Here is a 21,521-nt window from a genome sequence, read left to right as displayed (position 1 = left end):
CGGCGAGGAAGTTGAAGTTGTGCGGCCAGCCGAGCCATGCGAAGTGTTGACTGAGGTGGCGCTAGCCCCACGGGCTGCTGCGGCGACGCTGAAAAAGCCGTCGTTGGCGCCAACATCCAAAACGCAATTCCCGTCCTAATGTGTTTGCCTGGACCGGATAACGGCCCATATTTTGGACCGGCGGTCGATGTCTTAGGGAAAGGTCGCCCGTTCGAATCGGGCCGGGGTCGCCATCGCCGCGCACGCACGCCAAAACGCCCGCACGAAGGCGGGCGCTCGGATGGCACCAGGGGCGCAGGCCGGGCCGCGCCGGTCAACTGCGCGGCATCATGGCCTCCATCACCTTGTCGATGCTGAAGCTCGCCGCGCGGGCGCGGGGCGGGAATTCCTTGAAGCTCGACAGCCATTCGGCCAGCATCGGCGGCGCGGCGTAGAGCAGGAAGTTCTGCTGCAGCAACCAGTTGGTGTACTGGATGCTGACCTCGCCGCGTTCGAACGGGTCGGCGCGCAGGTCGAAGAACTTCGGCACGCGCATCGGCGCCAGCGGCTCGCGCCACACGGCGATGCCCTCGTTGCGCTGCTCGGAGAACACCACCTTCCAGCGACCCAACCGCACGGCCATGCACTCTCCGTCGTCGCTCCAGTAGATGAAACCTTCGCGCGGCGACTTCTCCGCCTGCCCGGAGAGGAACGGCAGCAGGTTGTAGCCGTCCAGGTGCACCTTGTAGGTCTTGCCGCCCATCTCGTAGCCGGCCTTGACCTTGGCCACCAGGTCCGGCTCGCCATTGGCGGCGGCGAAGGTGGGAATGAAATCCTGCAACGAGGCGATGTCGTTGACGACCCGGCCCGGCGCGACCACGCCCGGCCAGCGCATCACGCAAGGCACGCGCCAGCCGCCTTCCCAGTTGGTGTCCTTCTCGCCGCGGAACGGCGTGGCGCCGCCATCGGGCCAGGTCATCACCTCGGCGCCGTTGTCGGTGGTGAATACGACCAGGGTGTTGTCGGCCACGCCCAGCGCATCGAGCTTGTCCAGCAACTGGCCCACGTAGCCGTCCAGTTCCACCATGCCGTCCGGATACACGCCCAGCCCGGTCTTGCCTTCCGATTCGGGCTTGAGGTGGGTGAACACGTGCATGCGCGTGGGGTTGAAATAGCAGAACCACGGCTGCTGCGCCCGGCTCTGTCGTTCGATGAAATCCAGCGCCGAGTCCAGGAATTCCTCGTCCACGGTCTCCATGCGCTTGCGCGTCAATGCGCCGGTGTTCTCGATCTTCTGCCGGCCGACGGGGCCGAACTGTTCGTCCACCGTCGCATCGTCCTGCTCGGTGGCCCAGCACCTCAGTACGCCGCGCGGGCCGTACTTCTTGCGGAACGCCGGGTCCTTGGGATAGTTCGGGTATTCCGGTTCCTCCTCGGCATTGAGGTGGTAGAGGTTGCCGAAGAATTCGTCGAAGCCGTGCACGGTGGGCAGGTGCTCGTTGCGATCTCCCAGGTGGTTCTTGCCGAACTGCCCGGTCGCATAGCCGAAGTGCTTGAGGAACTGGCCCACGCTGGGGTCCTCGAAGCTCAGCCCGAGGGTGGCGCCGGGCATGCCGACCTTGGTCAGGCCCGTGCGGATCGGCGACTGCCCGGTGATGAACGCCGCGCGGCCGGCGGTGCAGCTCTGCTGGCCATAGAAATCGGTGAAGTTGGCGCCTTCGCGGGCGATGCGATCGATGTTCGGGGTGCGGTACCCCATGATGCCGTTGTTGTTGCAGCTGATATTGAACCAGCCGATGTCGTCGGCCATGATGAAAAGGATGTTGGGCTTGCGCTGGGCGTTCATGCTTCGTCGCCGGGGGAAGTTGGCGGTGATCTTGCCCCTCGTCGCGCCGCGGCACATCCGTAGAAGCGCTTGTCCGGCATGCGTAGTTTTACTGAAACCCGGAGGCCCCGATGGCCATGTACCTGATCTCTTTTCCCAGCGCGGCGATGCAGGTGCCCGAGGCGGAATTCGCGGCTGTGGGCCGCGCCGCGCACGCCGTGATCGACGAGGCCAAGGCTGCCGGCGTGTACGTGTTCGCCGGCGGTATCGACGAGCGCTCGCCGCCGGTGCGGGTGTCGGCCGACGGCGGGGTGACGCCCGGCGGCTACCCTTGGGCGCCCGCGCTGGAGGGCGGGTTCACCGTGCTCGACCTGCCCACGCGCGAGGACGCCATCGCCTGGGCCGCGCGCATCGCCCGCGCGTGCCGGTGCGAACAGGAACTGCGCGTATTCCAGTTCGATCCGCAGGTCTGATCGCCGCGCGGCCTAGGCGCGCGGCGGGGCCGGCGCGCGCTGCGCGGGCAGCGCCTCCCGCCAGGCGGCCGCGCGGCCCAACTGCCGGGCGAAGCCAAGCAGCGTGTGGATGATGTCGGCGTGCTGCTCGGGAAAGTCCTCCAGCAGGCGTCCATGGGCGCGGCTGAAGGCGATGTCGAACGTCGCCTGGTCGCTGGCGCCGGCCGCGCGCAGCAAGGCGTAGGCCTGGGCATAGGCGAGGGCGATGGGCATATCCGTGCTCATGCTGGGCGTATCCGTGCTCATGCGCGCCAAGGTAGCGCGCGCACGTCTCACCGGATGAGACGGGCGGCGCGGCCTGCTCGCCCCGGCGCGGGCGCGTTGTGGCCGCAATCGCGCGCTGGCTAGAATGTGCGCTGGCCAAGGTCGGCCGACAGGGGAAAACACATGAAGTCCATTTTCGTGGCGCTGCTTGCGGCGCTGCTGTGCGTGAGCGTGGCGCCGGCCCGGGCCGAGCAGGACGTATCCTCGCTGCCGTGGCAGATCGGCAAGGCCACCGGCGATATCGCGGGCAAGGCCACCATCGAGGTCCCGGAGGGTTATGCCTTCCTCGGCGCGAAGGGCACGCGCGAACTCAACCGCATGATGCAGAACCCGCAGGGCACGGAGGACATCTACACCTTCGCGCCGCAGGACCTGAGCTGGGTGGCGTTCTTCACCTACAGCGGCATCGGCTACGTCAAGGACAACGACAAGCTCGACGCCGACGACCTGCTGGCCTCCATCCGCCAGGGCACCGAGGCCTCCAACAAGGAGCGCAAGGAGAAGGGCTGGGACCTGATGCACGTCACCGGCTGGCGTTTCCAGCCCAAGTACGACAAGTCGGTGAACAACCTGGAATGGGCCATCGTCGGCGAGAACGAGACCAGCCACGCGCAGAGCATCAACTACAACACGCGCCTGCTTGGCCGGCATGGCGTGATGGAAGTGGTGGTGGTCGCCTCGCCGGAGCAGTTCGATGGCGCCATCGCCGATTTCAAGCGCGTGCTGCCGGGTTACGAATACAAGGCCGGCGAGCGCTATGCCGAGTTCCGCGCGGGCGACCACGTGGCCGAGTACGGGCTGGCGGCGCTGGTGACCGGCGGTGCGGCCGCGGTCGCCGCCAAGAAGGGCCTGTTCGGCGCCATCGGCGCGTTCCTGGCCAGCATGTGGAAGTTGGTGGTGGCCGGCGTGGTGGCGGTGGGCGCGTGGTTGCGCAAGCTGTTCTCGCGCAAGCCGGCGCAAGAGAAGGGCAAGACCGTCCGGTGATGCCTGCCGACCTGTGGCTGCTGGCCGGCATCCTCGCCTTCCATCTGTACGACTCGGCGCTGCGCGTGCACGTGGATGAACTGCTCGCCTGGCCGCGTCGCCGCGGTTGGGCGGCCACGACCGGTGGCGAGGTGCAGTGGCGCGGCGGCTACCTGTTCGTGCCGTCGCCGTGGACGCCCTGGCGGCCGCTGCTGCGGCTGTCGTGGATGCGCGAGGCCGCGCCTTCGCCGGCCGCTGCCCTCGCGCGGGTGCAGGCGCTGCGCGCGGCATTGCGGCCGCTGCAGGTCGGCGTGGGGATGATGGCGCTGCTGCTGTTCGGCGCGCTGCCGGTGCTGCTGCTGGCCTGGCGGCACGCCGTCGGGCTGCTGGCGCTGGTGGGGGCGGTCTACCTGCTCTCCGCGGCGATGGTGGTCTACCTGGTGCGCCGGCGCGACGCGCTGGGCCTGTCGCGCGGCGCGTTGTGGTCGATTGCGGCCGACACGCTCGCCTGCCCGCCGTTCGCGCTCAACGTGGTGCGCAAGGTGAGCCTGCGCCAGGCGCTGGATGTCGATGGCCTGGCCTTCGCCACCGCCACGCTGCCGCAGGGCGCGCTGCGTCGCCTGCGCGCGCCGCTGCTTGCGCGCCTGGCGTTGATGCGCGAGTTCGCCGATGCCGACAACGCCCGCCTGGCGGTGCTGGCGTCCCGTCACGCCCGCCTGCTGGAGATCGCCGATGCGGATGGCTGAGTGGCTCGTCGTTGGCGTGGCCTTCGTGATCGGCTACTGGCTGGTCGCGGTATTCCTGCCGCTGCTGCGGGGCCGCGGCAGCGACGAGGCCGCGTCGGCGCCGCCGCCGGTGCCCGAGGACGCGCCCGCGCCGCGCTGGTTCGAGGTGCTCGAAGTGGACGAGCAGGCGGGGCGCGAGGAGATCGTGGCCGCCTACAAGCGGCGCATCAGCCAATACCACCCGGACAAGGTGCAGCACCTCGGGCCGGAACGGGTGGCGCTGGCCGAACAGCAAGCGCGCCGGATCAACGCCGCCTACGACACCGCCCTGCGCGTACGCGGCGGCCGCTGAGCGCAGGCCGGCCGCCCGCGCGCGGCGCCATATCCCGGGCACGCGACCGGTCGGCATCGAAAATCGGATTTTTCTGACCCCGCTATCCAGTGTTCGCCGAGGACCGCGGCGGCATATCCGTGACACCGTATCGGCACCGGACGCGGCGCCGTGTGGCTACTCCACCGCGAACCCTTGAGTAAGGTCGAGCCGGGACCGAAAAGCTGGAATCACCGTCCCCGCCTCCCCAATTCGCGGGACTCCCCCGGTGCTTGGCGCCCCGCCGCGGCTCGCCGTGACCAGCGCTTTCGGGATTTCCCTACATCGAGGCGATTCAAGGAGCCCGCATGGACAAGCAGTGCTATGTAGTGGCGGTCGAACAGTTCGAGGATGCCTGGCTGGTATCGCGCCCGCAGTGGAGCCCGTTGCGTTACCTCGCGCAGGATGGCGCGCTGCGCAACGCGGAGATGATGGCGCGCCTGCATGCCTGGACCACCGGCCAGCCCACCGAAGTGGTGCTGCGCTCGGACGCCGGCGAGCGCCTGGTGCGCCGTTTCGGCTGAGGCCCGCGCCGCTCAGTGATGCGCGTGCCGCGGTGCGGCCAGGTAGTTCTGCAGCACGTGGGCGTGGTTCACCACCGGGTCCTGCGCGGCGTACAGCAACGTGGTGGTGGGGTGCCGGGCGATGATCTCGCGCAGCCGCGCCAGCGCGGCCTGGTGCGCGCCGTCGTGCAGCTCGGCGCGGTAGCGCTCGGTGAACGCCACCATCCGCGCCGGGTCGTGGTCCCACCACGCGCGCAGGGCGGGCGAGGGCGCGAGGTCTTTCAGCCAGTCTTCCAGCTGCGCGCGCGCCTTGCTCACGCCGCGCGGCCATCCGCGCTCCACCAGGACGCGGGCGCCGTCGTGTTCGCCGGCGGGGTCGTAGATGCGCTTGATCTTCAGGCTCATGGCAGGCTCCGGCGCGAAGGATGCGAGGTGCCGCGATCGGCGGCGAAAAAGTTGCCATTGCAACCGTGACGATCCTGTTCGCGCGTTGTGCCTCGTCCCTCTTGACAGCCCCCGGGGCGATGCTGAATCGTGGGCGTCATGCACGCATGCGCCGCCCCCTTCGCCTCCACGTTGCCGGTTCCCGGCACGGGCGCGCTGGCGTCGGCCCTCGTGGCCATTACCACCACCATTACCACCCGTACCACTCGCACGGTGCGGCCCGTCGTCTTCGCGTAGTTTCCGAAAACCACGGCCCCGCACCCGGATCAGGATGCGGGGGTTGGCTCCCGGTCGAATGATCCAGCACAGGCGGGGCCTCCACACGAGGTCAGTCATGTCGTCTGCTTCCGCGTTACCTTCCGCCCCGCTGTCGCCGGCCGCGCCCCGCACCGTGGTGCACAAGTTCGGCGGCACCTCGGTGGCCGACGCCTCGCGCTATCGCCACGTGGCGCAGCTGCTGCTGGCGCGCGAGGAAAGCCGCCAGGTCACCGTGGTCTCGGCGATGAAAGGCGTGACCGACGCGCTGATCGACATGGCCGGCCAGGCCGCCGCCGGCCGGCCCGAGTGGCGCGAGCTGTGGCACGAGACGCGCGCGCGCCACCGCGGCGCGGCGGTGGCGCTGCTCGGCGAACATGCCGGCGCGCTGATCGAATGGCTGGACCGGCAGTTCGACCAGTTGGCCGAGATCCTCGCCGCGCTGGCGGTGATCGGCGAACTGCCGCGCGAGGTGCTGGACCGCGTGCAGGGCCTGGGCGAGGTGTACTCGGCCCAGCTGCTGGGCGAACACCTGCGCGCGCTCGGCGAGCCCTGCGCGGTGCTCGACGCGCGCGAGGTGCTGGTGGTCAACCGCGGCGAACTGGGCGTGGACGTGGACTGGAGCACCAGCGCCGAGCGCCTGGCGCAGTGGCGGCAGGCGCAGCCGCACGCGCGCGTGGTCGCCACCGGTTTCGTCGCGCGCGACCGCGCCGGCCGCGTCACCACCTTGGGGCGCAACGGCAGCGATTACTCCGGGGCGATCTTCGCGGCGCTGTTCGAGGCCGACGAACTGCATATCTGGACCGACGTGGACGGCGTGCTCTCGGCCGATCCGCGCGTGGTGCCCGAGGCGGTGCAGCTGGAAACCCTCAGCTACGACGAAGCCTGCGAGCTGGCCTACTTCGGCGCCAAGGTGGTCCACCCGCAGACGATGTCGCCGGCCATCGAGCGCGGCTTGCCGATCATCATCCGCAACACCTTCCAGCCCGAACACCCCGGCACGCGCATCAGCGCCCGCAGCGCGGTGGGCGGCCCGATCAAGGGGCTCACCTTGAGCCCGGGCCTGTCCATCCTCAACCTGGAAGGCACCGGCCTGATCGGCGTGCCCGGCACCGCCGAGCGCGTGTTCGCGGCGCTGCGCAACGCCCGCGTGTCGGTGGTGATGATCTCCCAGGGCTCCTCGGAACATTCGATCTGCTGCGTGGTGCGCGAGGAAGAATCGGCGCGCGCGCAGGACGCGCTGCTGCTGGCCTTCACCCATGAACTGGCGGTGGGGCAGGTGCAGCGCGTGCAACTGACCGGCGGCGTGAGCGTGCTGGCGGCGGTGGGCGACGGCATGGCCGGCCAGCCCGGCGTGGCGGCGCGGCTGTTCGAGTCGCTCGGCCGCGCGCAGGTCAACATCCTCGCCATCGCGCAGGGCTCCTCGGAGCGCAACATCTCCGTGGCCATCGACAGCGCACACGCCACGCGCGCATTGCGCGCCGCGCATGCCGGCTTCTGGCTCTCGCCGCAGACCTTCGCGGTGGGCGTGATCGGCCCGGGCAACGTCGGCGCCGCGCTGCTGGACCAGCTCGGCGCCGCGCAGCCGCAGCTGCTGGCCAAGGCCAACCTGGACCTGCGCGTGCGCGCCATTGCCTCGCGCAGCCGCATGTGCCTGGGCGAGCGCACGTTGGATGGCGACTGGCGGCCGGCCTTCGCCGGCGCGCGCGAGGCCACCGACCTGGACCGCTTCACCGCGCACCTGCTCGACGCCAACCTGCCGCACGCGGTGATCATCGATTGCAGCGGCAGCGCCGATGTCGCCGACCGCTACGCCGACTGGCTGGCCGCCGGCATCCACGTGGTCACGCCGAACAAGCAGGCCGGCGCCGGGCCGTTGGCGCGCTACCGCGCCATCCAGCAGGCGGCGGCCGGCAGCGGCGCGCGCTTCCGCTACGAGGCCACGGTCGGCGCCGGCCTGCCGGTGATCACCACGCTGCGCGACCTGGTGGATACCGGCGACCGCGTGACCTCCATCGAAGGCATCTTCTCCGGCACCCTGGCGTGGCTGTTCAACAAGTACGATGGCTCGCTGCCGTTCTCCGAACTGGTCGCCCAGGCCAAGGCGATGGGCTACACCGAGCCGGACCCGCGCGATGACCTCTCCGGCATCGACGTGGCGCGCAAGCTGGTGATCCTGGCGCGCGAGGCCGGGCGCGAGCTGAGCCTGGAAGACGTGGCGGTGGAAAGCCTGGTGCCGGACACCTTGCGCGAGGGCGGCATCGACGCCTTCATGGCCGGGCTGGTCGAGGTGGACGCCGTGTTCGCGCATCGCCTGGCGCAGGCGCGGGCACGCGGCCACGTACTGCGCTATGTGGCCCAGTTGCCGCCGGACCGCGCCCCAAGCGTGGGGCTGGTCGAAGTGCCGGCCGACCATGCCTTCGCCAACCTGCACCTCACCGACAACATCGTGCAGTTCACCACCGGGCGCTATTGCCAGAACCCGCTGGTGGTGCAAGGACCGGGTGCCGGGCCGGAAGTGACCGCGGCCGGCGTGTTCGCCGACCTGCTGCGCGTGGCGGTGGGCGAGGGCACGCGACTGTGAGGGTCCAGGCAACGGCTTTTTCACCGGCCTCGGTCGGCAACGTGGCGGTGGGCTTCGACCTCCTGGGCCATGTCATCGCCGGCGTCGGCGACACGGTGACGGTGCGGCGCATCGACGCGCCCACGGTACGCATCGCCGCGATCCGCGGCGCGGCGGTGGCACTGCCGCTCGCCGCCGAGGACAACACCGCCGGCGTGGCGCTGATCGCGCTGCGGCAGGCGCTGGCGCTGCCGTTCGGCTTCGAGGTGGAGATCGACAAGGGCATCGCGCTGGGCTCGGGCATGGGCGGCTCGGCGGCCTCGTGCGTGGCCGCGCTGGTGGCGGCCAATGCGCTGCTCGATGCGCCGTTGTCGCCGCAGGCGCTGTATCCGTTCGCGCTGGCCGGCGAAGCGGTCGCCAGCGGCGGCCGCCACGGCGACAACCTCGGCCCGATGCTGCTGGGCGGGCTGGTGCTCGCCACCGCCGACCGCTTGGTACGCATTCCCGTGCACGATGCCTGGCACAGCCTGCTGGTGCATCCGGACGCGGTGCTGGAAACGCGCCGCGCGCGCGCCGCGTTGCAGGGCGACTACCGGCTGGGCGAGTTCGTCGAACAGAGCGCGAACCTGGCCCTGGTGCTGGCCGGCTGCCATGCCGGCGATGCCGAACTGGTGCGCGCCGGCCTGCGCGACGTCCTGGTAGAGCCGCGTCGGGCGCCGTTGATCGCCGGCTTCGAGCCCGCCAAGCGGGCCGCGCTCGCGCACGGCGCGATGGGCGCGAGCATCTCCGGCGCCGGGCCCAGCGTGTTCGCCTGGTACGAGACCCGCGCCGCCGCCGAGGCCGCCGCGCCGTCGGTGCAGGCAGCCTTCGCCGCCGCCGGCTTCGACAGCCAGGCCTGGGTCTCGCCGCTGGCGTGCCCGGGCGCGCACCTGCTCGATTGATCCTTCTCCCACGGAGCTTCGATGAACTACGTATCCACCCGCGGCGCCGCGCCGCCGGCCACCCTCAGCCAGGCGCTCGCCGCCGGCCTGGCGCCCGACGGCGGCCTCTACGTGCCGCAGGCGCTTCCGGCGCCGCGCGATCTGGTGCCCGGCACCGACCTGGCCGCCAGCACCGCCGCGTTGTTGCAGCCGTTCTTCGACGGCGACCCGCTGGCCTACGTGCTGCCGGATATCTGCGCCGAGGCCTATGCGTTTCCCGCGCCGCTGCGCGCGCTCGCCACGCCGGGTGACTACGTGCTGGAGCTGTTCCATGGCCCCACCGCCGCCTTCAAGGATTTCGGCGCGCGCTTCCTTGCCGCGTGCCTGCGCCGGCTGCCGCGCGCCGATGGGCGCGAGGTGACGATCCTCGTCGCCACCTCCGGCGATACCGGCGCGGCGGTGGCCGCCGCGTTCCACCGGCAGCCGGGCGTGCGGGTGGTGGTGCTGTATCCCGATGGCCGCGTGTCGCCGCGGCAGGCGCACCAGTTGGGCTGTTTCGGCGACAACATCCACGCGCTGCGCGTGGCCGGCACGTTCGACGACTGCCAGGCGATGGTGAAGCGCGCGCTCAACGACGAAGCGTTGCAGGCGCGCGTGCCGCTGAGTTCGGCCAACAGCATCAGCCTGGGGCGATGGCTGCCGCAGATGGGCTACTACGCCGACGCCGCGCTTCGCCACCACGCAGCCACCGGCCGCGCGCTCAACCTCGTGGTGCCCACTGGCAACCTGGGCAACGCGCTGGCGGCGATCCTTGCGCGGCAGCTGGGCATTCCGCTCGGCCGCATCGCGCTGGCGACCAACGCCAACCCGGTGCTGGCGGATTACTTCGACGGCGGCGATTTCCGGCCCGCCCCCAGCGTGCCCACCCTGGCCAATGCGATGGACGTGGGCGCGCCCAGCAATTTCGAACGCCTGCGCTGGCTATACCACGGCGACGATGCCGCGTTGCGCGACGCGTTCACCGCGGCGGCGGTGGACGATGCGACCATCCGCCGCACCATCACGCAGCGTCATCGCCGCTACGGGGAGGTGTTCTGCCCGCACACCGCCACCGCCGTGGACGTGCTGGAGACCTTGCGCGCCGAAGGCGTGCAGGGCGACTGGGCGGTGGCGGCCACCGCGCACCCGGCCAAGTTCGAGCGCGTGGTGGAGCCACTGATCGGCGCGCCGGTGCCGGTTCCTGAATCGCTGGCCGCGTTGCTGAACCGGCCGGCACGGGCCGAGCCGCTGGCGGCGGAGTATGCTGCGCTCCGGCACTGGCTGGCCGGCTGAGCGCCACCCGAACGGGGCGGCGCGAACGCCTTGGAAGCGCCGCGTGCCGCGGCCATATCGGGCGTTTGTCGGGGGGCTGGACGGATTCGGTTTCTCCTGCCACTCAGATGACAGGTGTTCGTCCATGCGTGTTTTGCTGAAAATCACCACCCTCGCGGCGCTGTGCGCGCTGGCTTCTGCGGCCACGGCCAAGCTGGGCGCGCCCGTGCCACGTGCGGGCGCTTCCGCGCCGGCACCGGCCGCCGCCGACGCCGCCGCGACGGTCGCCCGCGCCGCGCCGGCGGGCGTGGCGCTGATCGACGCCTTGGCGCAGCAGGCGCCGACCATCGATCGCCACGTCCTGAGCCTGGCGACCGAAGCGCTGCAGTGCGCGCGTCGCCACCAGCAGGTCGGCGAGGACGCGGTGCTGAGCGTCATCGACTACTCGCGTCCCTCCACCGAGCGCCGCCTGTGGGTGTTCGATTTGGCGCGGCAGCGCCTGCTGTTCCAGGAATGGGTCGCGCATGGCCGCAACACCGGCGACAACCTCGCCGCGCGCTTCTCCAACAGCGATGGCAGCTACATGTCCAGCCTGGGCGCGTTCACCGCCCAGGAAACCTACACCGGGCACAACGGCTATTCGCTGCGCCTGCGGGGGCTGGAACCGGGCTTCAACGACAACGCGCGCGACCGCGCCATCGTCATCCACGGCGCGCCGTACGTGAGCGAAGCGCTGATCCACAGCCAGGGCCGCCTGGGCCGCAGCCTCGGCTGCCCGGCGGTGCGCCCGGCCATCGCGCGCCAGCTGATCGACACCCTGCAGGGCGGCTCGTTCGTCTTCGCCTATTACCCGGACAGCCAGTGGCTCAAGCGTTCGCAGCTGCTGATGGCCGATTGCGGCGGCGGCCAGCTGGCGCAGGCCGGCGCCGACGCCAGCCGCCGGCGCTGAGCCGGCCGCGCGCGACCGCTCAGGCGATATCGCCGGCCAGGCGTTGCAGGCCGGGAAGGTCCAGGATCTGCACCTTGTGCAGCTGCGGCAGCGCGATGAGCGACTGCTGGCGCAGCTTGGTGAAGGTGCGGCTCACCGTTTCCATGGTCAGGCCGAGATGGTCGGCGATGTCGCCACGACCCATCGGCAGCATCACCACTTCGGTCGGGCGGCCGGACAGCGCGCCGCGGGCGCCCAGGCGAAGCAGGAAATGCGCCAGCCGCTCGCTGGGCTGCAGGCGCGCCAGCAGCAGGCCGGCATCCTGCGCGGCGGCCAGCTCCATGCTGGTGCGCTGCATGAGTTTGCGCTCCAGCTGCGGGTAGCGTTCGCGCAGGCGCCGCATGTCCGCCAGCGGCGTGCGGCAGGCGCGGCTTTCGCCGATCGCCTCGATATCGTGGCGATGGCGCAGGCTTTCGGTCAGGCCCACGTAGTCGCCCGGCAGCACGAAGCCGGTGATCTGGCGGCGGCCGTCGGGCAGCGTGCGTACCAGCCGCAAGGCGCCCTCGGTGAGGGTGTAGACGTACTGGCGGGTGTCGCCGGCCCGCGCCAGGGTGGCGCCTGGTGCCAGCCGCAATGGCTGGGTAACGTCGTCGAGCGCGGCCATTTCCTCGCCGGTAAGGGCCGAGCACACCGCGCGGCCGCGTATGCCGCAGTGGGCGCATTCCAGAACCGGGGCACCATCGCCGCCTCCGGCGGAGGCCGGCGTGCAGGGCGTGGGGCTGACGGGGGCTGGCCGATACATGGGCACCGGAAAGCGGTGGACGAGGCGCCCATCATACGCCATGCGGTACGCGCGGCCGCCTGCCGGTAGAATTGTGCGTTCTTGTTCCCCCTCATCGTCGTCGCAGGAGTTCCACCAGTGATCAAGCCCCGTACGCCGCCCGGCATCATGGAACTGCTGCCGCGCGAGCAGATCGCGTTCCAGCGCATGCTGGACGTCATCCGCCGCAACTACGAGCGGTTCGGGTTCCTGCCGGTGGAAACGCCGGTGTTCGAGCTGTCGGACGTGCTGCTGACCAAGTCCGGCGGCGAGACCGAGCGCCAGGTGTACTTCGTGCAGTCCACCGGCGCGCTGGCCAATGCCAAGGCCGACGAAAGCGGCGAGGGTGGGCTGCCCGAACTGGCGCTGCGCTTCGACCTCACCGTGCCGCTGGCGCGCTACGTCGCCGAGCACGAGCACGAGCTGGCCTTTCCGTTCCGCCGCTACCAGATGCAGCGCGTGTACCGCGGCGAGCGCGCCCAGCGCGGCCGTTTCCGCGAGTTCTACCAGTGCGACATCGACGTGATCGGCAAGGACGCACTGAGCATCCGCTACGACGCCGAGGTGCTGGCGGTGATCCACGCGGTGTTCTCGGAGCTGCAGATCGGCGAGTTCGCCATCCAGCTCAACAACCGCAAGCTGATGCGCGGTTTCTTCGAAAGCCTGGGCGTGGCCGAGGGCGAGCGCCAGCTGGCCGTGCTGCGCGAGGTGGACAAGCTCGACAAGCGCGGCGCGGATTACGTGCGCGAAACGCTCACCGGGGCGGAATTCGGGATCCCGGCCGCCGAGGTGGAGAAGATCCTGGGCTTCGTGTCCTACCGCTCGGCCAGCCATGCCGACGCGCTGGCCAGGATCGAGGGGCTGGCGGCGCTGGCCACGTCCGCCGATTCGGCGCTGGCGCAGGGCGTGGCCGAACTGCGCGACGTGCTCTCGCTGGTCAAGGCGCTGGGCGTGCCGGAAAGCGCCTACTGCCTCAACTTCTCCATCGCCCGCGGCCTGGACTACTACACCGGCACCGTCTACGAGACCCTGCTCAAGGACCACCCGCAGATCGGCTCGATCTGCTCGGGCGGCCGCTACGAGAACCTGGCCAGCCACTACACCAAGTCCAGGCTGCCCGGCGTGGGCATCTCCATCGGCCTGACCCGCCTGTTCTGGCAGTTGCGCGAGGCCGGGCTGATCGCCGGCATCGAGGCCAGCAGCGTGCAGGCGCTGGTGGCGCTGATGGACGAGCAGCAGCTGGACGATTCGCTGGACATCGCCCGGCGCCTGCGCGCGGCCGGCATCAACACCGAAGTGCAGATGGAGCCGAAGAAGATCGGCAAGCAGTTCCAGTACGCCTCCAAGGCGGGCATCCGGTTCGTCGTGCTGGCGGGCGAGGAGGAGCGCGCGCGCGGCGTGGTGGCGGTGAAGGACCTGGTGCGCGAGCAGCAGTTCGACGTGGCGCGCGAGGAACTCGGCGACACCCTGCGCGTGGAGCTGGAGCAGGCCAAGGTCATGTGATCCCGCCCGCGCTGGGTAGGCTTTGCCCGACGGCCCCGTCGCCCCCGCCATCGCGGAGAGGCGTCGGGGCCGTCGGCATTTCGGCCCTGTGGGCATGAACGGCGGCGATCCCACGGGGCCCGGCAGTGCCACACGCAGGTTGCTCGCGGCCCCGTCTTGTATTAATGTACTAACGCGCTATTACATTAATTCAATGAAACAACGCCCCGCCACCGCTGATTCCCAGGACGCCCAAGCCTCCCTGCATGCCTTGGCCTACGCGCTTTCGCGCCTGGACGCCCCCGAGGACGTGCTCGCCTTCCTGCGCGACCTGTGCACGCCGGCCGAGCTGGAAGCGCTGTCCGACCGCTGGCGCGTGGTGCCGCTGCTGCTCAAGGGCGTGCCGTACCGCGAAATCCATGACCTGACCCAGGTCAGCGTGACCACCATCGGTCGCGTCGCGCGGACGCTGGAATACGGCGCGGGCGGCTATGCCGCCGCGCTGCGGGCGCAACGCGCCGAAACCCTCGAATCCCACTGAGATACCCGCAATGAGTGCTTCCCAGGCGAGCCCGGCACGTGACCGGCTGCGAATCGCCATCCAGAAAAGCGGCCGCCTGGCCGAACCCGCGCGCAGCCTGCTCGCCGCCTGCGGCCTGAGCTGGCGGCAGAGCCGCGACAAGCTGTTCTGCTACGGCGAATCGCTGCCGGTGGACCTGCTGCTGGTGCGTGACGACGACATCCCCGGGCTGATCGCCGATGGCGTGTGCGACCTGGGCATCGTCGGCCGCAACGAGCTGGACGAGCAGGCCGCCGAACGCCGCCGCAACGGTCTGCCCGATGCCTACCAGGCGCTGCGCGGGCTCAACTTCGGCCAGTGCCGGCTGATGCTGGCGGTGCCGGAGGAGTGGGAATGGCGCGGCGTCTCCCAGCTGGCCGGCCTGCGCATCGCCACCAGCTACCCGGCGATCCTGGCCGACTGGCTCGCGCGCCAGGGCGTGGACGCCCAGGTGGTGGAGCTGTCCGGCTCGGTGGAAATCGCCCCGCGCCTGGGCACCGCCGACCTGATCTGCGACCTGGTCTCCAGCGGCGCCACGCTGGCCGCCAACCAGCTCAAGCCGGTGGAGACATTGCTGGAGAGCGAGGCCGTGCTGGCCGGCGCGACCCGCGACCCCAACGACATGCGCGCCGGCCTGCTGGCGATGCTGCTCAAGCGCGTGGACGGCGTGCTGCACCAGCGCGACAGCAAGCTGCTGATGTTCCGCGCCGCCGGCGAACAGCAGGTCGATGCGCTGCGCCGCCTGCTGCCCGACGCCGACCCGATCGAGCGCCTGCCCGACGACGGCAGCGGCGCGCTGCGCCTGCAGACCATGTGCCACGGCGCGGTGACCTGGCAGCGGCTGGAGGAACTCGAGCGCGCCGGCGCGCAGGGGCTGACCGTGTTGACCGTGGAGCGCTCGCTGGCATGAACGCGCAGACCGACAAGCAGGACATCGCCCGCGTGCTGGCGTGGGCGCAGCTCGACGCCGAAGCACGCACGCAGGCGCTGACGCGCCCGGTGCAGGTGGTGGCCACGCAGACCCGCGCCGCCGTCGCCGCGCTGATCGAGGACGTGCGCACGCGCGGCGACGCGGCACTGCGCGAGATCACCGCGCGCTTCGACAAGGTCGAACTGGAGGCGCTGGAAGTGGGCGCCGAAGAATTCGCCGCCGCCGAGGCCGCCATCGACCCGGCGCTGCGCCAGGCGATGGTCGAGGCCGCGCAGCGCATCGAGCTGTTCCACCGCGCCGGCATGAGCGCCGACTACGCGGTGGAAACCGCGCCGGGGGTGGTGTGCGAGAAGGTGGTGCGGCCGATCGGCCGCGTGGGCCTGTACGTGCCGGCGGGCTCGGCGCCGCTGCCGTCCACTGCGCTGATGCTCGGCGTGCCGGCGCGCCTGGCCGGCTGCCGCGAGGTCGTGCTGTGCACGCCGCCGCGTGCCGACGGCACCGCGGACCCGGCGGTGCTGGTGGCCGCGCGCCTGACCGGCGTGGGCCGGGTGTTCAAGCTCGGCGGCGCGCAGGCAATCGCCGCGATGGCCTTCGGCAGCGCCAGCGTGCCCAAGTGCGACAAGCTGTTCGGGCCGGGCAACGGCTTCGTCACCGAGGCCAAGCAGCAGGTCGCGCAATCCGGCGCCGCGGCGATCGACATGCCCGCCGGTCCCTCCGAAGTGCTGGTGATCGCCGATGCCGGCGCCAACCCCGCGTTCGTGGCCGCCGACCTGCTCTCGCAGGCCGAACACGGTCCGGATTCGCAGGTGCTGCTGTTGTCCGACAGCGCCGAACTGATCGCGCGCGTGCAGGCCGAACTGGCCACCCAGCTGGCGCAGCTCTCGCGCGCCGACATCGCCGCGCGCGCGCTGGCGCAGTCACGCCTGATCCGCGTGCCTTCGCTGGAGGAGGCCTTCGACATCAGCAACCGCTACGCGCCGGAGCACCTCATCCTGGCGCTGCGCGAGCCGCGGCCCTGGCTGGCGCGCGTGGAAGCGGCCGGCTCGGTGTTCCTGGGCGACTACACCCCCGAAGCGCTGGGCGATTACTGCAGCGGCACCAACCACGTGCTGCCCACCAGCGGCGCGGCGCGTGCCTATAGCGGCGTGAGCGTGGCGAGCTTCCAGAATTTCGTCAGCGTGCAGAGCGCCAGCCGCGCCGGCATCGCCGCCATCGGCGATTGCGCGCTGCGCCTGGCGCGCGCCGAGGGTTTGGACGCGCATGCCAACGCGGTGGCCCTGCGCATGGAGCAAGCGGTATGAGCGCGTCCGTGCTGGAACTGGTGCGTCCGGACCTGCGCGGCTTCGCGGGCTATTCGTCCGCGCGCAGCGCCAAGGTGCAGGGCGAGGTGTGGCTCAACGCCAACGAGTCGCCGTGGGCCAACCCGGCCGACCCGACGGCGAATTGCCGGCGCTATCCCGCCCCGCAGCCGCAACCGCTGCGCGAGGCGCTGGCCGCCTTGTATGGCTGCGCGCCGGAGCAGTTGCTGATCGGCCGCGGCAGCGACGAGGCCATCGACCTGCTGGTGCGCGCGCTGTGCCGCCCGGGCCGCGACGCGGTGGTGGTGACGCCGCCGGTGTTCGGCATGTACGCGGTGAGCGCGCGCCTGCAGGATGCGCCGCTGCGCGAGGTGCCGCTGCGCGATGGCGCCGATGGGCTGCAGGCCGATATCGACGCCATCATCGAGACCGCGCAGGCCTCCGGCGCGCGGCTGGTGTTCCTGTGCTCGCCCTCCAACCCGGCCGGCTCCGGCATCGTGCGGGCGGATATCGAACGCACCGCGCGCGCGCTGGCGGGGCAGGCGCTGGTGGTGGTCGACGAGGCGTACATCGAGTTTTCCGACCAGTCCTCCGCGGTGGACCTGCTGTCGCGCCACGAGAACCTGGCCGTGCTGCGCACGCTGTCCAAGGCGCATGCGCTGGCGGCCGCGCGGATCGGCTGCGTGATCGCCGCGCCGGCGCTGATCGCGGTGCTGCGCGCGTTGCAGGCGCCGTATCCGGTACCGCAGCCCTGTGCCGACCTTGCGCTGGCGGCGTTGGCGCCCGAGGCGCTGGCGCGCACCGCCGAGCGCGTGCAGCAGGTGCGCGGCGAACGCGATCGTTTGCAGGCCGCGCTGGCCGGGGTGGCGGGCGTGCGCCGGGTGTATCCCTCGCAGGGCAACTTCGTGCTGGTGCGCTTCGAGGACGCCGAGGCCGCCTGGCAGGCGCTGCTGGCCGCCGGCGTGGTGGTGCGTGACCAGCGTGCCACGCCGCAACTGGGCGACGCCCTGCGTATCAGCATCGGCACGCCCGAGCAGAACGCGCGCGTATTGGCCGCGCTGGGCGCGCGCCGGGAGCAAGCCGCATGAAGCCAATCCTCTTCGTGGACCGCGATGGCACCTTGATCGAGGAGCCTTCCGACTTCCAGATCGACGCCTACGAAAAGCTGCGCTTCGTGCGCGGGGTGATCCCGGCGATGCTCAAGCTGCGCGACGCCGGCTACGAGTTCGTCATCGTGACCAACCAGGACGGCCTGGGCGGCGAGGCCTATCCGCAGGCGGCCTTCGATGGCCCCAACGACCTGATGCTGCAGGTGTTCGAAAGCCAGGGCATCGTGTTCCGCGACGTGCTGGTGGACCGCAGCTGGCCGCAGGACAACGCGCCCACCCGCAAGCCCGGCATCGGGCTGATGCTGCCTTACCTGCAGGACCGCAACATCGACTGGGCCCGCTCGGCCATGGTCGGCGACCGCCTGACCGACATCCAGTTCGCCGAGAACCTGCGTATCCGCGGCTTCCAGCTGCGCACCGAGCAGTTCGGCGGCGAGTGGGACTGGGCCGGCATCGCGCACGCGCTGGCCGATGCGCCGCGTTGCGCGGTGGTGCAGCGAAACACCAAGGAGACGAAGATCCGCGTCGAACTGGACCTGGACCGCGCCGCCGAGCCGCACACGGCGACCGGGCTGCCGTTCTTCGACCACATGCTGGAGCAGATCGGCAAGCACGGTGGCTTCGCGCTGGATATCCGCGCCGACGGCGACCTGCACATCGACGAGCACCACACCATCGAGGACACCGGCTTGGCCCTGGGCCAGGCCCTGCGCGAGGCGCTGGGCGACAAGCGTGGCATCGGCCGTTACGGCTTCACCTTGCCGATGGACGAGACGCTGGCCACCGCCGCGCTGGATTTCAGCGGCCGGCCTTACTTCGTGTTCAACGGCGAATTCAAGCGCGAGCGCGTCGGCGACATGCCGACCGAACTGGTGCCGCACTTCTTCCGCTCGCTGTGCGACGCCGCGGGCTTGAACCTGCACCTGACCGTGCACGGCGAGAACGACCACCACAAGGTGGAAGGCTGCTTCAAGGCGCTGGCGCGGGCATTGCGCCAGGCGATCCGCCGCGAGGGCACCGCGTTGCCCTCGACGAAGGGGGCGCTGTGAGCCGGCTTGCGCTGATCGATGCCGGTGGCGCGAACCTCGGCTCGGTGTCGTACGCGCTGGAGCGCCTGGGCGTGCAGGCCACCCTGGTGCGCGATGCCGCCGGGCTGGAAGGGGCCGAGCGGGTGATCCTGCCCGGCGTGGGCGCCGCGCCCGAGGCGATGCGCCGCCTGCATGCGCAAGGGCTGGTCGAGCCGTTGCGCCGCCTGCAGGTGCCGTTGCTGGGCATTTGCCTGGGCATGCAGTTGCTGTTCGAGCGTTCCGAGGAAGGCGAAGTGGAATGCCTGGGCCTGCTGCCCGGCGTGGTGCGCAGGCTGCACCCGGCGCTGGGCATCCGCGTGCCGCACATGGGCTGGAACCGCCTGTTGCCGCTGCGCGAATCGGCGCTGATGGACGGGTTGCCGGAGCGGCCGCACGCCTACTTCGTGCACAGCTATGCCGCGCCGGTCACCCCGCACACCGTGGCCGCGTGCGATCACGGCGGCCTGTTCAGCGCGGTGGTGCAGCACGGGCGGCATGCCGGCGCGCAGTTCCATCCGGAGCGCTCGGCCGAGACCGGCGCGCGCATCCTGCAAAACTTCCTAGAGATTCCCGCATGAGTTTCACCGTCTATCCCGCGCTGGACATCCGCCAGGGCCGCGTCGTCCGGCTGCTGCAGGGCGACTACGCGCGCCAGACCACCTACGGCGACGATCCGCTGCCGCGCGCAAAGGCGTTCCTCGACACCGGGGCGCGCTGGATGCACCTGGTCGACCTCGATGCGGCGCGCGCCGGCGGCTATACGCTCGCGCCGCTGCTGCGCGCCATTGCCGACACCGGCCTGCAAGTGCAGACCGGTGGTGGCATTCGCGCGCGCGAGGACCTCGACCGTCTGTTCGACGCCGGTGCCGCACGCGTGGTCATCGGCTCGCTGGCCGTGCGCGAGAGCGCCCAGGTCATCGAATGGCTGCATGCATTCGGCCCCGAACGCATCACCGTGGCGCTGGATACGCGCCAGGACGCGCAGGGCCGCTGGCGCCTGCCGGTGGCGGGCTGGACCGATACCGCCGGCGAAGAACTCGACGTGCTGGCGCGCCGCTACGCCGATGCCGGGTTGCGCCACCTGCTGTGCACCGACATCGCGCGCGACGGCATGCTGTCCGGCCCGAACATGGATCTCTACGCGCAGCTGCGCGAATGGGTGCCGCAGCTGCAGGTGCAGGTCTCCGGCGGCGTGCGCGACCTCGACGACGTGGCCGCCGCCCGTGCCGCCGGTTGTGCCGGCGTCGTGCTGGGCAAGGCCTTGCTGGAAGGCCGGCTCGACCTGCGCGAGGCACTGGCATGCTGAGCCGGCGCATCATTCCCTGCCTGGACGTGCGCGACGGCCGCGTGGTCAAGGGCGTGCGCTTCCGCGACCACGTGGACATGGGCGACATCGCCGAGCTGGCGCTGCGCTACCGCGACGAAGGCGCCGACGAGCTGGTGTTCTACGACATCGGCGCCAGCCCGCAGGCCCGCTCGGTGGACGTGCAGTGGATCGAGCGCGTCGCGCGGCTGATCGACATTCCCTTCTGCGTGGCCGGCGGCATCGGCGACGTGGAAACCGCCCGCCGCGTGTTGCACGCCGGCGCCGACAAGATCTCGGTCAACTCGCCCGCGCTGGGGCGCCCGCAGCTGATCGCCGAATTGGCCGAAGCCTTCGGCGAGCAGTGCGTGGTGGTCGGGGTGGATTCCATTCGCGAGGCCGATGGCGAGTGGCGCGTGCGCCGCTATACCGGCGATCCGAGCAAGACCCAGGCGTTGTCGATCCGCACGCTGGATTGGATCGACGAGGCCCAGCGGCTGGGTGCCGGCGAGATCGTGCTCAACTGCATGGACAGCGACGGCGTGCGTCGCGGCTACGACCTCGTGCAACTCGGCCAGGCGCGGTCGCGCTGCCGCGTGCCGCTGGTCGCCTCCGGCGGTGCCGGCGAGATGGCGCACTTCGCCGACGCCTTCGAGCAGGCCGACGTGGATGGCGCGCTCGCCGCCAGCGTCTTCCACAGCGGCGCCATCGCCATTCCCGCACTCAAGCGCTACCTGCGCGAACGCCAGATCGAGGTCCGTGATGTCCAGTGAACGCGATGCCCAGCTCGACTGGGGCAAGGGCGATGGCCTGCTGCCGGTGGTGGTGCAGGACGCGGCCAGCCTGCGCGTACTGATGCTCGGCTACATGAATGCCCAAGCGCTGGCCGCCACCCGCGCCAGCGGCCAGGTCACCTTCTACAGCCGCAGCAAGCAGCGCCTGTGGACGAAGGGCGAGAGCTCCGGACACTTCCTCGAAGTCGTGTCCATCGACCAGGACTGCGACGACGACACGTTGCTGGTGCTGGCTCATCCGCGCGGCCCCACCTGCCACCTGGGCCGCGAGAGCTGCTTCCCCGAGGCGCCGGGCAATTTCCTCGGCACGCTCGATGCGCTGGTCGCCGAGCGCGCGCGGGAGCGGCCGGCCGGCAGCTACACCACCCGGCTGTTCGAGCAGGGCACGCGCCGCATCGCGCAGAAGGTGGGCGAGGAGGGCGTGGAGACGGCGCTGGCCGCCGTGGCCCAGGGCGAGGACGAGTTGCTCGGCGAATCGGCCGACCTGCTCTACCACCTGCTGGTGCTGCTGCGCGCGCGCGGGCTGGGCCTGGCCGACGTGTTGCGCCTGCTGGAAACGCGGCACCGCTGACCGCGCCGCCGGCCTGTCATGCGGG

The 21,521-nt window shown here is 70.9% G+C and carries 23 protein-coding genes; 19 read left to right on the top strand and 4 right to left on the bottom strand.

The window, feature by feature from the left end; genetic code table 11:
* Positions 1-313 precede the first annotated feature (313 nt).
* Positions 314-1,825, bottom strand: coding sequence for an arylsulfatase (locus P6166_RS15090; protein WP_277765268.1), 1,512 nt, complete (start codon positions 1,823-1,825; stop codon positions 314-316).
* Between the two features lie 110 nt (positions 1,826-1,935).
* Here P6166_RS15090 and P6166_RS15085 point away from each other — a divergent pair, with 110 nt between their 5' ends.
* Positions 1,936-2,277, top strand: coding sequence for a transcription initiation protein (locus tag P6166_RS15085; RefSeq protein WP_277765267.1), 342 nt, complete (start codon positions 1,936-1,938; stop codon positions 2,275-2,277).
* A 12-nt stretch (positions 2,278-2,289) separates the two neighbouring features.
* Here P6166_RS15085 and P6166_RS15080 read toward each other — a convergent pair whose 3' ends face one another.
* Entirely contained in the window at positions 2,290-2,541 is a 252-nt protein-coding gene (locus tag P6166_RS15080) for a hypothetical protein (RefSeq protein ID WP_277765266.1), read from the bottom strand.
* A 162-nt stretch (positions 2,542-2,703) separates the two neighbouring features.
* Here P6166_RS15080 and P6166_RS15075 point away from each other — a divergent pair, with 162 nt between their 5' ends.
* The 4 genes from P6166_RS15075 (at position 2,704) to P6166_RS15060 (ending at position 5,162) form a co-directional block, all read left to right on the top strand.
* Complete coding sequence (locus P6166_RS15075; RefSeq protein ID WP_277765265.1) at positions 2,704-3,564, top strand: DUF2167 domain-containing protein; 861 nt, start codon at positions 2,704-2,706, stop codon at positions 3,562-3,564.
* Positions 3,564-4,289 (top strand): hypothetical protein, encoded by a 726-nt coding sequence (locus tag P6166_RS15070; RefSeq protein WP_277765264.1) that lies wholly within the window; start codon positions 3,564-3,566, stop codon positions 4,287-4,289. The genes P6166_RS15075 and P6166_RS15070 overlap by 1 nt, the downstream gene beginning before the upstream one ends.
* Positions 4,282-4,620, top strand: coding sequence for a DnaJ domain-containing protein (locus P6166_RS15065; RefSeq protein WP_277765263.1), 339 nt, complete (start codon positions 4,282-4,284; stop codon positions 4,618-4,620). Before P6166_RS15070 ends, P6166_RS15065 begins: the two co-directional genes overlap by 8 nt.
* Before the next feature lie 326 nt (positions 4,621-4,946).
* The gene (locus P6166_RS15060) at positions 4,947-5,162 is read left to right on the top strand and encodes a hypothetical protein (protein ID WP_277765262.1); all 216 of its coding nucleotides are present in this window, start codon (positions 4,947-4,949) and stop codon (positions 5,160-5,162) included.
* Between the two features lie 12 nt (positions 5,163-5,174).
* Here P6166_RS15060 and P6166_RS15055 read toward each other — a convergent pair whose 3' ends face one another.
* Positions 5,175-5,546, bottom strand: a complete 372-nt coding sequence (locus P6166_RS15055) for a DUF488 family protein (RefSeq protein WP_277765261.1) — start codon at positions 5,544-5,546, stop codon at positions 5,175-5,177.
* Between the two features lie 373 nt (positions 5,547-5,919).
* Between P6166_RS15055 and thrA the strand changes: the two genes are divergently transcribed.
* The 4 genes from thrA to P6166_RS15035 all read left to right on the top strand — a co-directional run bounded on the left by thrA (position 5,920) and on the right by P6166_RS15035 (position 11,583).
* Positions 5,920-8,424: a bifunctional aspartate kinase/homoserine dehydrogenase I gene (thrA, locus tag P6166_RS15050; RefSeq protein ID WP_277765260.1), complete on the top strand. Its 2,505-nt coding sequence runs from the start codon at positions 5,920-5,922 to the stop codon at positions 8,422-8,424.
* On the top strand, positions 8,421-9,344 hold the full coding sequence (locus tag P6166_RS15045; protein ID WP_277765259.1) for a homoserine kinase: 924 nt from the start codon (positions 8,421-8,423) through the stop codon (positions 9,342-9,344). Before thrA ends, P6166_RS15045 begins: the two co-directional genes overlap by 4 nt.
* Positions 9,345-9,365: 21 nt before the next feature.
* On the top strand, positions 9,366-10,655 hold the full coding sequence (gene thrC / locus P6166_RS15040; RefSeq protein ID WP_277765258.1) for a threonine synthase: 1,290 nt from the start codon (positions 9,366-9,368) through the stop codon (positions 10,653-10,655).
* Positions 10,656-10,779: 124 nt separating this feature from the next.
* A complete protein-coding gene (locus P6166_RS15035; RefSeq protein WP_277765257.1) occupies positions 10,780-11,583 on the top strand; it encodes a murein L,D-transpeptidase catalytic domain family protein in 804 nt (267 codons plus the stop codon).
* Between the two features lie 19 nt (positions 11,584-11,602).
* On the opposite strand, the gene P6166_RS15030 is transcribed toward P6166_RS15035, so the two are convergent.
* The gene (locus P6166_RS15030) at positions 11,603-12,226 is read right to left on the bottom strand and encodes a helix-turn-helix domain-containing protein (RefSeq protein WP_277765256.1); all 624 of its coding nucleotides are present in this window, start codon (positions 12,224-12,226) and stop codon (positions 11,603-11,605) included.
* A gap of 255 nt (positions 12,227-12,481) precedes the next feature.
* Here P6166_RS15030 and hisS point away from each other — a divergent pair, with 255 nt between their 5' ends.
* The 10 genes from hisS to hisIE all read left to right on the top strand — a co-directional run bounded on the left by hisS (position 12,482) and on the right by hisIE (position 21,496).
* Entirely contained in the window at positions 12,482-13,885 is a 1,404-nt protein-coding gene (gene hisS, locus P6166_RS15025) for a histidine--tRNA ligase (RefSeq protein ID WP_277765255.1), read from the top strand.
* A gap of 193 nt (positions 13,886-14,078) precedes the next feature.
* Positions 14,079-14,405 (top strand): YerC/YecD family TrpR-related protein, encoded by a 327-nt coding sequence (locus tag P6166_RS15020; RefSeq protein ID WP_277765254.1) that lies wholly within the window; start codon positions 14,079-14,081, stop codon positions 14,403-14,405.
* A gap of 10 nt (positions 14,406-14,415) precedes the next feature.
* Positions 14,416-15,333, top strand: a complete 918-nt coding sequence (gene hisG / locus P6166_RS15015) for an ATP phosphoribosyltransferase (protein ID WP_277765253.1) — start codon at positions 14,416-14,418, stop codon at positions 15,331-15,333.
* Entirely contained in the window at positions 15,330-16,655 is a 1,326-nt protein-coding gene (hisD, locus tag P6166_RS15010; protein ID WP_277765252.1) for a histidinol dehydrogenase, read from the top strand. The genes hisG and hisD overlap by 4 nt, the downstream gene beginning before the upstream one ends.
* Positions 16,652-17,740 (top strand): histidinol-phosphate transaminase, encoded by a 1,089-nt coding sequence (gene hisC / locus P6166_RS15005; protein WP_277765251.1) that lies wholly within the window; start codon positions 16,652-16,654, stop codon positions 17,738-17,740. Before hisD ends, hisC begins: the two co-directional genes overlap by 4 nt.
* A complete protein-coding gene (gene hisB / locus P6166_RS15000) occupies positions 17,737-18,810 on the top strand; it encodes a bifunctional histidinol-phosphatase/imidazoleglycerol-phosphate dehydratase HisB (RefSeq protein WP_277765250.1) in 1,074 nt (357 codons plus the stop codon). The genes hisC and hisB overlap by 4 nt, the downstream gene beginning before the upstream one ends.
* Positions 18,807-19,406 (top strand): imidazole glycerol phosphate synthase subunit HisH, encoded by a 600-nt coding sequence (gene hisH / locus P6166_RS14995; RefSeq protein WP_277765249.1) that lies wholly within the window; start codon positions 18,807-18,809, stop codon positions 19,404-19,406. Before hisB ends, hisH begins: the two co-directional genes overlap by 4 nt.
* On the top strand, positions 19,403-20,134 hold the full coding sequence (gene hisA / locus P6166_RS14990; protein WP_277765248.1) for a 1-(5-phosphoribosyl)-5-[(5-phosphoribosylamino)methylideneamino]imidazole-4-carboxamide isomerase: 732 nt from the start codon (positions 19,403-19,405) through the stop codon (positions 20,132-20,134). The genes hisH and hisA overlap by 4 nt, the downstream gene beginning before the upstream one ends.
* Complete coding sequence (gene hisF / locus P6166_RS14985) at positions 20,128-20,904, top strand: imidazole glycerol phosphate synthase subunit HisF (protein ID WP_277765247.1); 777 nt, start codon at positions 20,128-20,130, stop codon at positions 20,902-20,904. Before hisA ends, hisF begins: the two co-directional genes overlap by 7 nt.
* Positions 20,894-21,496, top strand: a complete 603-nt coding sequence (hisIE, locus tag P6166_RS14980; protein WP_277765246.1) for a bifunctional phosphoribosyl-AMP cyclohydrolase/phosphoribosyl-ATP diphosphatase HisIE — start codon at positions 20,894-20,896, stop codon at positions 21,494-21,496. Before hisF ends, hisIE begins: the two co-directional genes overlap by 11 nt.
* Positions 21,497-21,521 lie beyond the last annotated feature (25 nt).

Origin of the sequence: Stenotrophomonas sp. HITSZ_GD, assembly GCF_029543105.1 — a bacterium.
In the GTDB taxonomy this organism is placed as follows: Bacteria; Pseudomonadota; Gammaproteobacteria; order Xanthomonadales; family Xanthomonadaceae; genus Stenotrophomonas_A.
This window is presented reverse-complemented; position numbering and strand designations above follow the sequence as displayed.

Excerpts from the sequence above, each read along its gene's own strand:
- P6166_RS15090 (WP_277765268.1), bottom strand. The coding sequence starts at position 1,825 with ATGAACGCCCAGCGCAAGCCCAACATCCTTTTCATCATGGCCGACGAC.
- P6166_RS15085 (WP_277765267.1), top strand. The coding sequence starts at position 1,936 with ATGGCCATGTACCTGATCTCTTTTCCCAGCGCGGCGATGCAGGTGCCC.
- P6166_RS15080 (WP_277765266.1), bottom strand. The coding sequence starts at position 2,541 with ATGAGCACGGATATGCCCATCGCCCTCGCCTATGCCCAGGCCTACGCC.
- P6166_RS15075 (WP_277765265.1), top strand. The coding sequence starts at position 2,704 with ATGAAGTCCATTTTCGTGGCGCTGCTTGCGGCGCTGCTGTGCGTGAGC.
- P6166_RS15070 (WP_277765264.1), top strand. The coding sequence starts at position 3,564 with ATGCCTGCCGACCTGTGGCTGCTGGCCGGCATCCTCGCCTTCCATCTG.
- P6166_RS15065 (WP_277765263.1), top strand. The coding sequence starts at position 4,282 with ATGGCTGAGTGGCTCGTCGTTGGCGTGGCCTTCGTGATCGGCTACTGG.
- P6166_RS15060 (WP_277765262.1), top strand. The coding sequence starts at position 4,947 with ATGGACAAGCAGTGCTATGTAGTGGCGGTCGAACAGTTCGAGGATGCC.
- P6166_RS15055 (WP_277765261.1), bottom strand. The coding sequence starts at position 5,546 with ATGAGCCTGAAGATCAAGCGCATCTACGACCCCGCCGGCGAACACGAC.
- thrA (WP_277765260.1), top strand. The coding sequence starts at position 5,920 with ATGTCGTCTGCTTCCGCGTTACCTTCCGCCCCGCTGTCGCCGGCCGCG.
- thrC (WP_277765258.1), top strand. The coding sequence starts at position 9,366 with ATGAACTACGTATCCACCCGCGGCGCCGCGCCGCCGGCCACCCTCAGC.
- P6166_RS15035 (WP_277765257.1), top strand. The coding sequence starts at position 10,780 with ATGCGTGTTTTGCTGAAAATCACCACCCTCGCGGCGCTGTGCGCGCTG.
- P6166_RS15030 (WP_277765256.1), bottom strand. The coding sequence starts at position 12,226 with ATGGCCGCGCTCGACGACGTTACCCAGCCATTGCGGCTGGCACCAGGC.
- P6166_RS15020 (WP_277765254.1), top strand. The coding sequence starts at position 14,079 with ATGAAACAACGCCCCGCCACCGCTGATTCCCAGGACGCCCAAGCCTCC.
- hisG (WP_277765253.1), top strand. The coding sequence starts at position 14,416 with ATGAGTGCTTCCCAGGCGAGCCCGGCACGTGACCGGCTGCGAATCGCC.
- hisD (WP_277765252.1), top strand. The coding sequence starts at position 15,330 with ATGAACGCGCAGACCGACAAGCAGGACATCGCCCGCGTGCTGGCGTGG.
- hisC (WP_277765251.1), top strand. The coding sequence starts at position 16,652 with ATGAGCGCGTCCGTGCTGGAACTGGTGCGTCCGGACCTGCGCGGCTTC.
- hisB (WP_277765250.1), top strand. The coding sequence starts at position 17,737 with ATGAAGCCAATCCTCTTCGTGGACCGCGATGGCACCTTGATCGAGGAG.
- hisA (WP_277765248.1), top strand. The coding sequence starts at position 19,403 with ATGAGTTTCACCGTCTATCCCGCGCTGGACATCCGCCAGGGCCGCGTC.
- hisF (WP_277765247.1), top strand. The coding sequence starts at position 20,128 with ATGCTGAGCCGGCGCATCATTCCCTGCCTGGACGTGCGCGACGGCCGC.
- hisIE (WP_277765246.1), top strand. The coding sequence starts at position 20,894 with ATGTCCAGTGAACGCGATGCCCAGCTCGACTGGGGCAAGGGCGATGGC.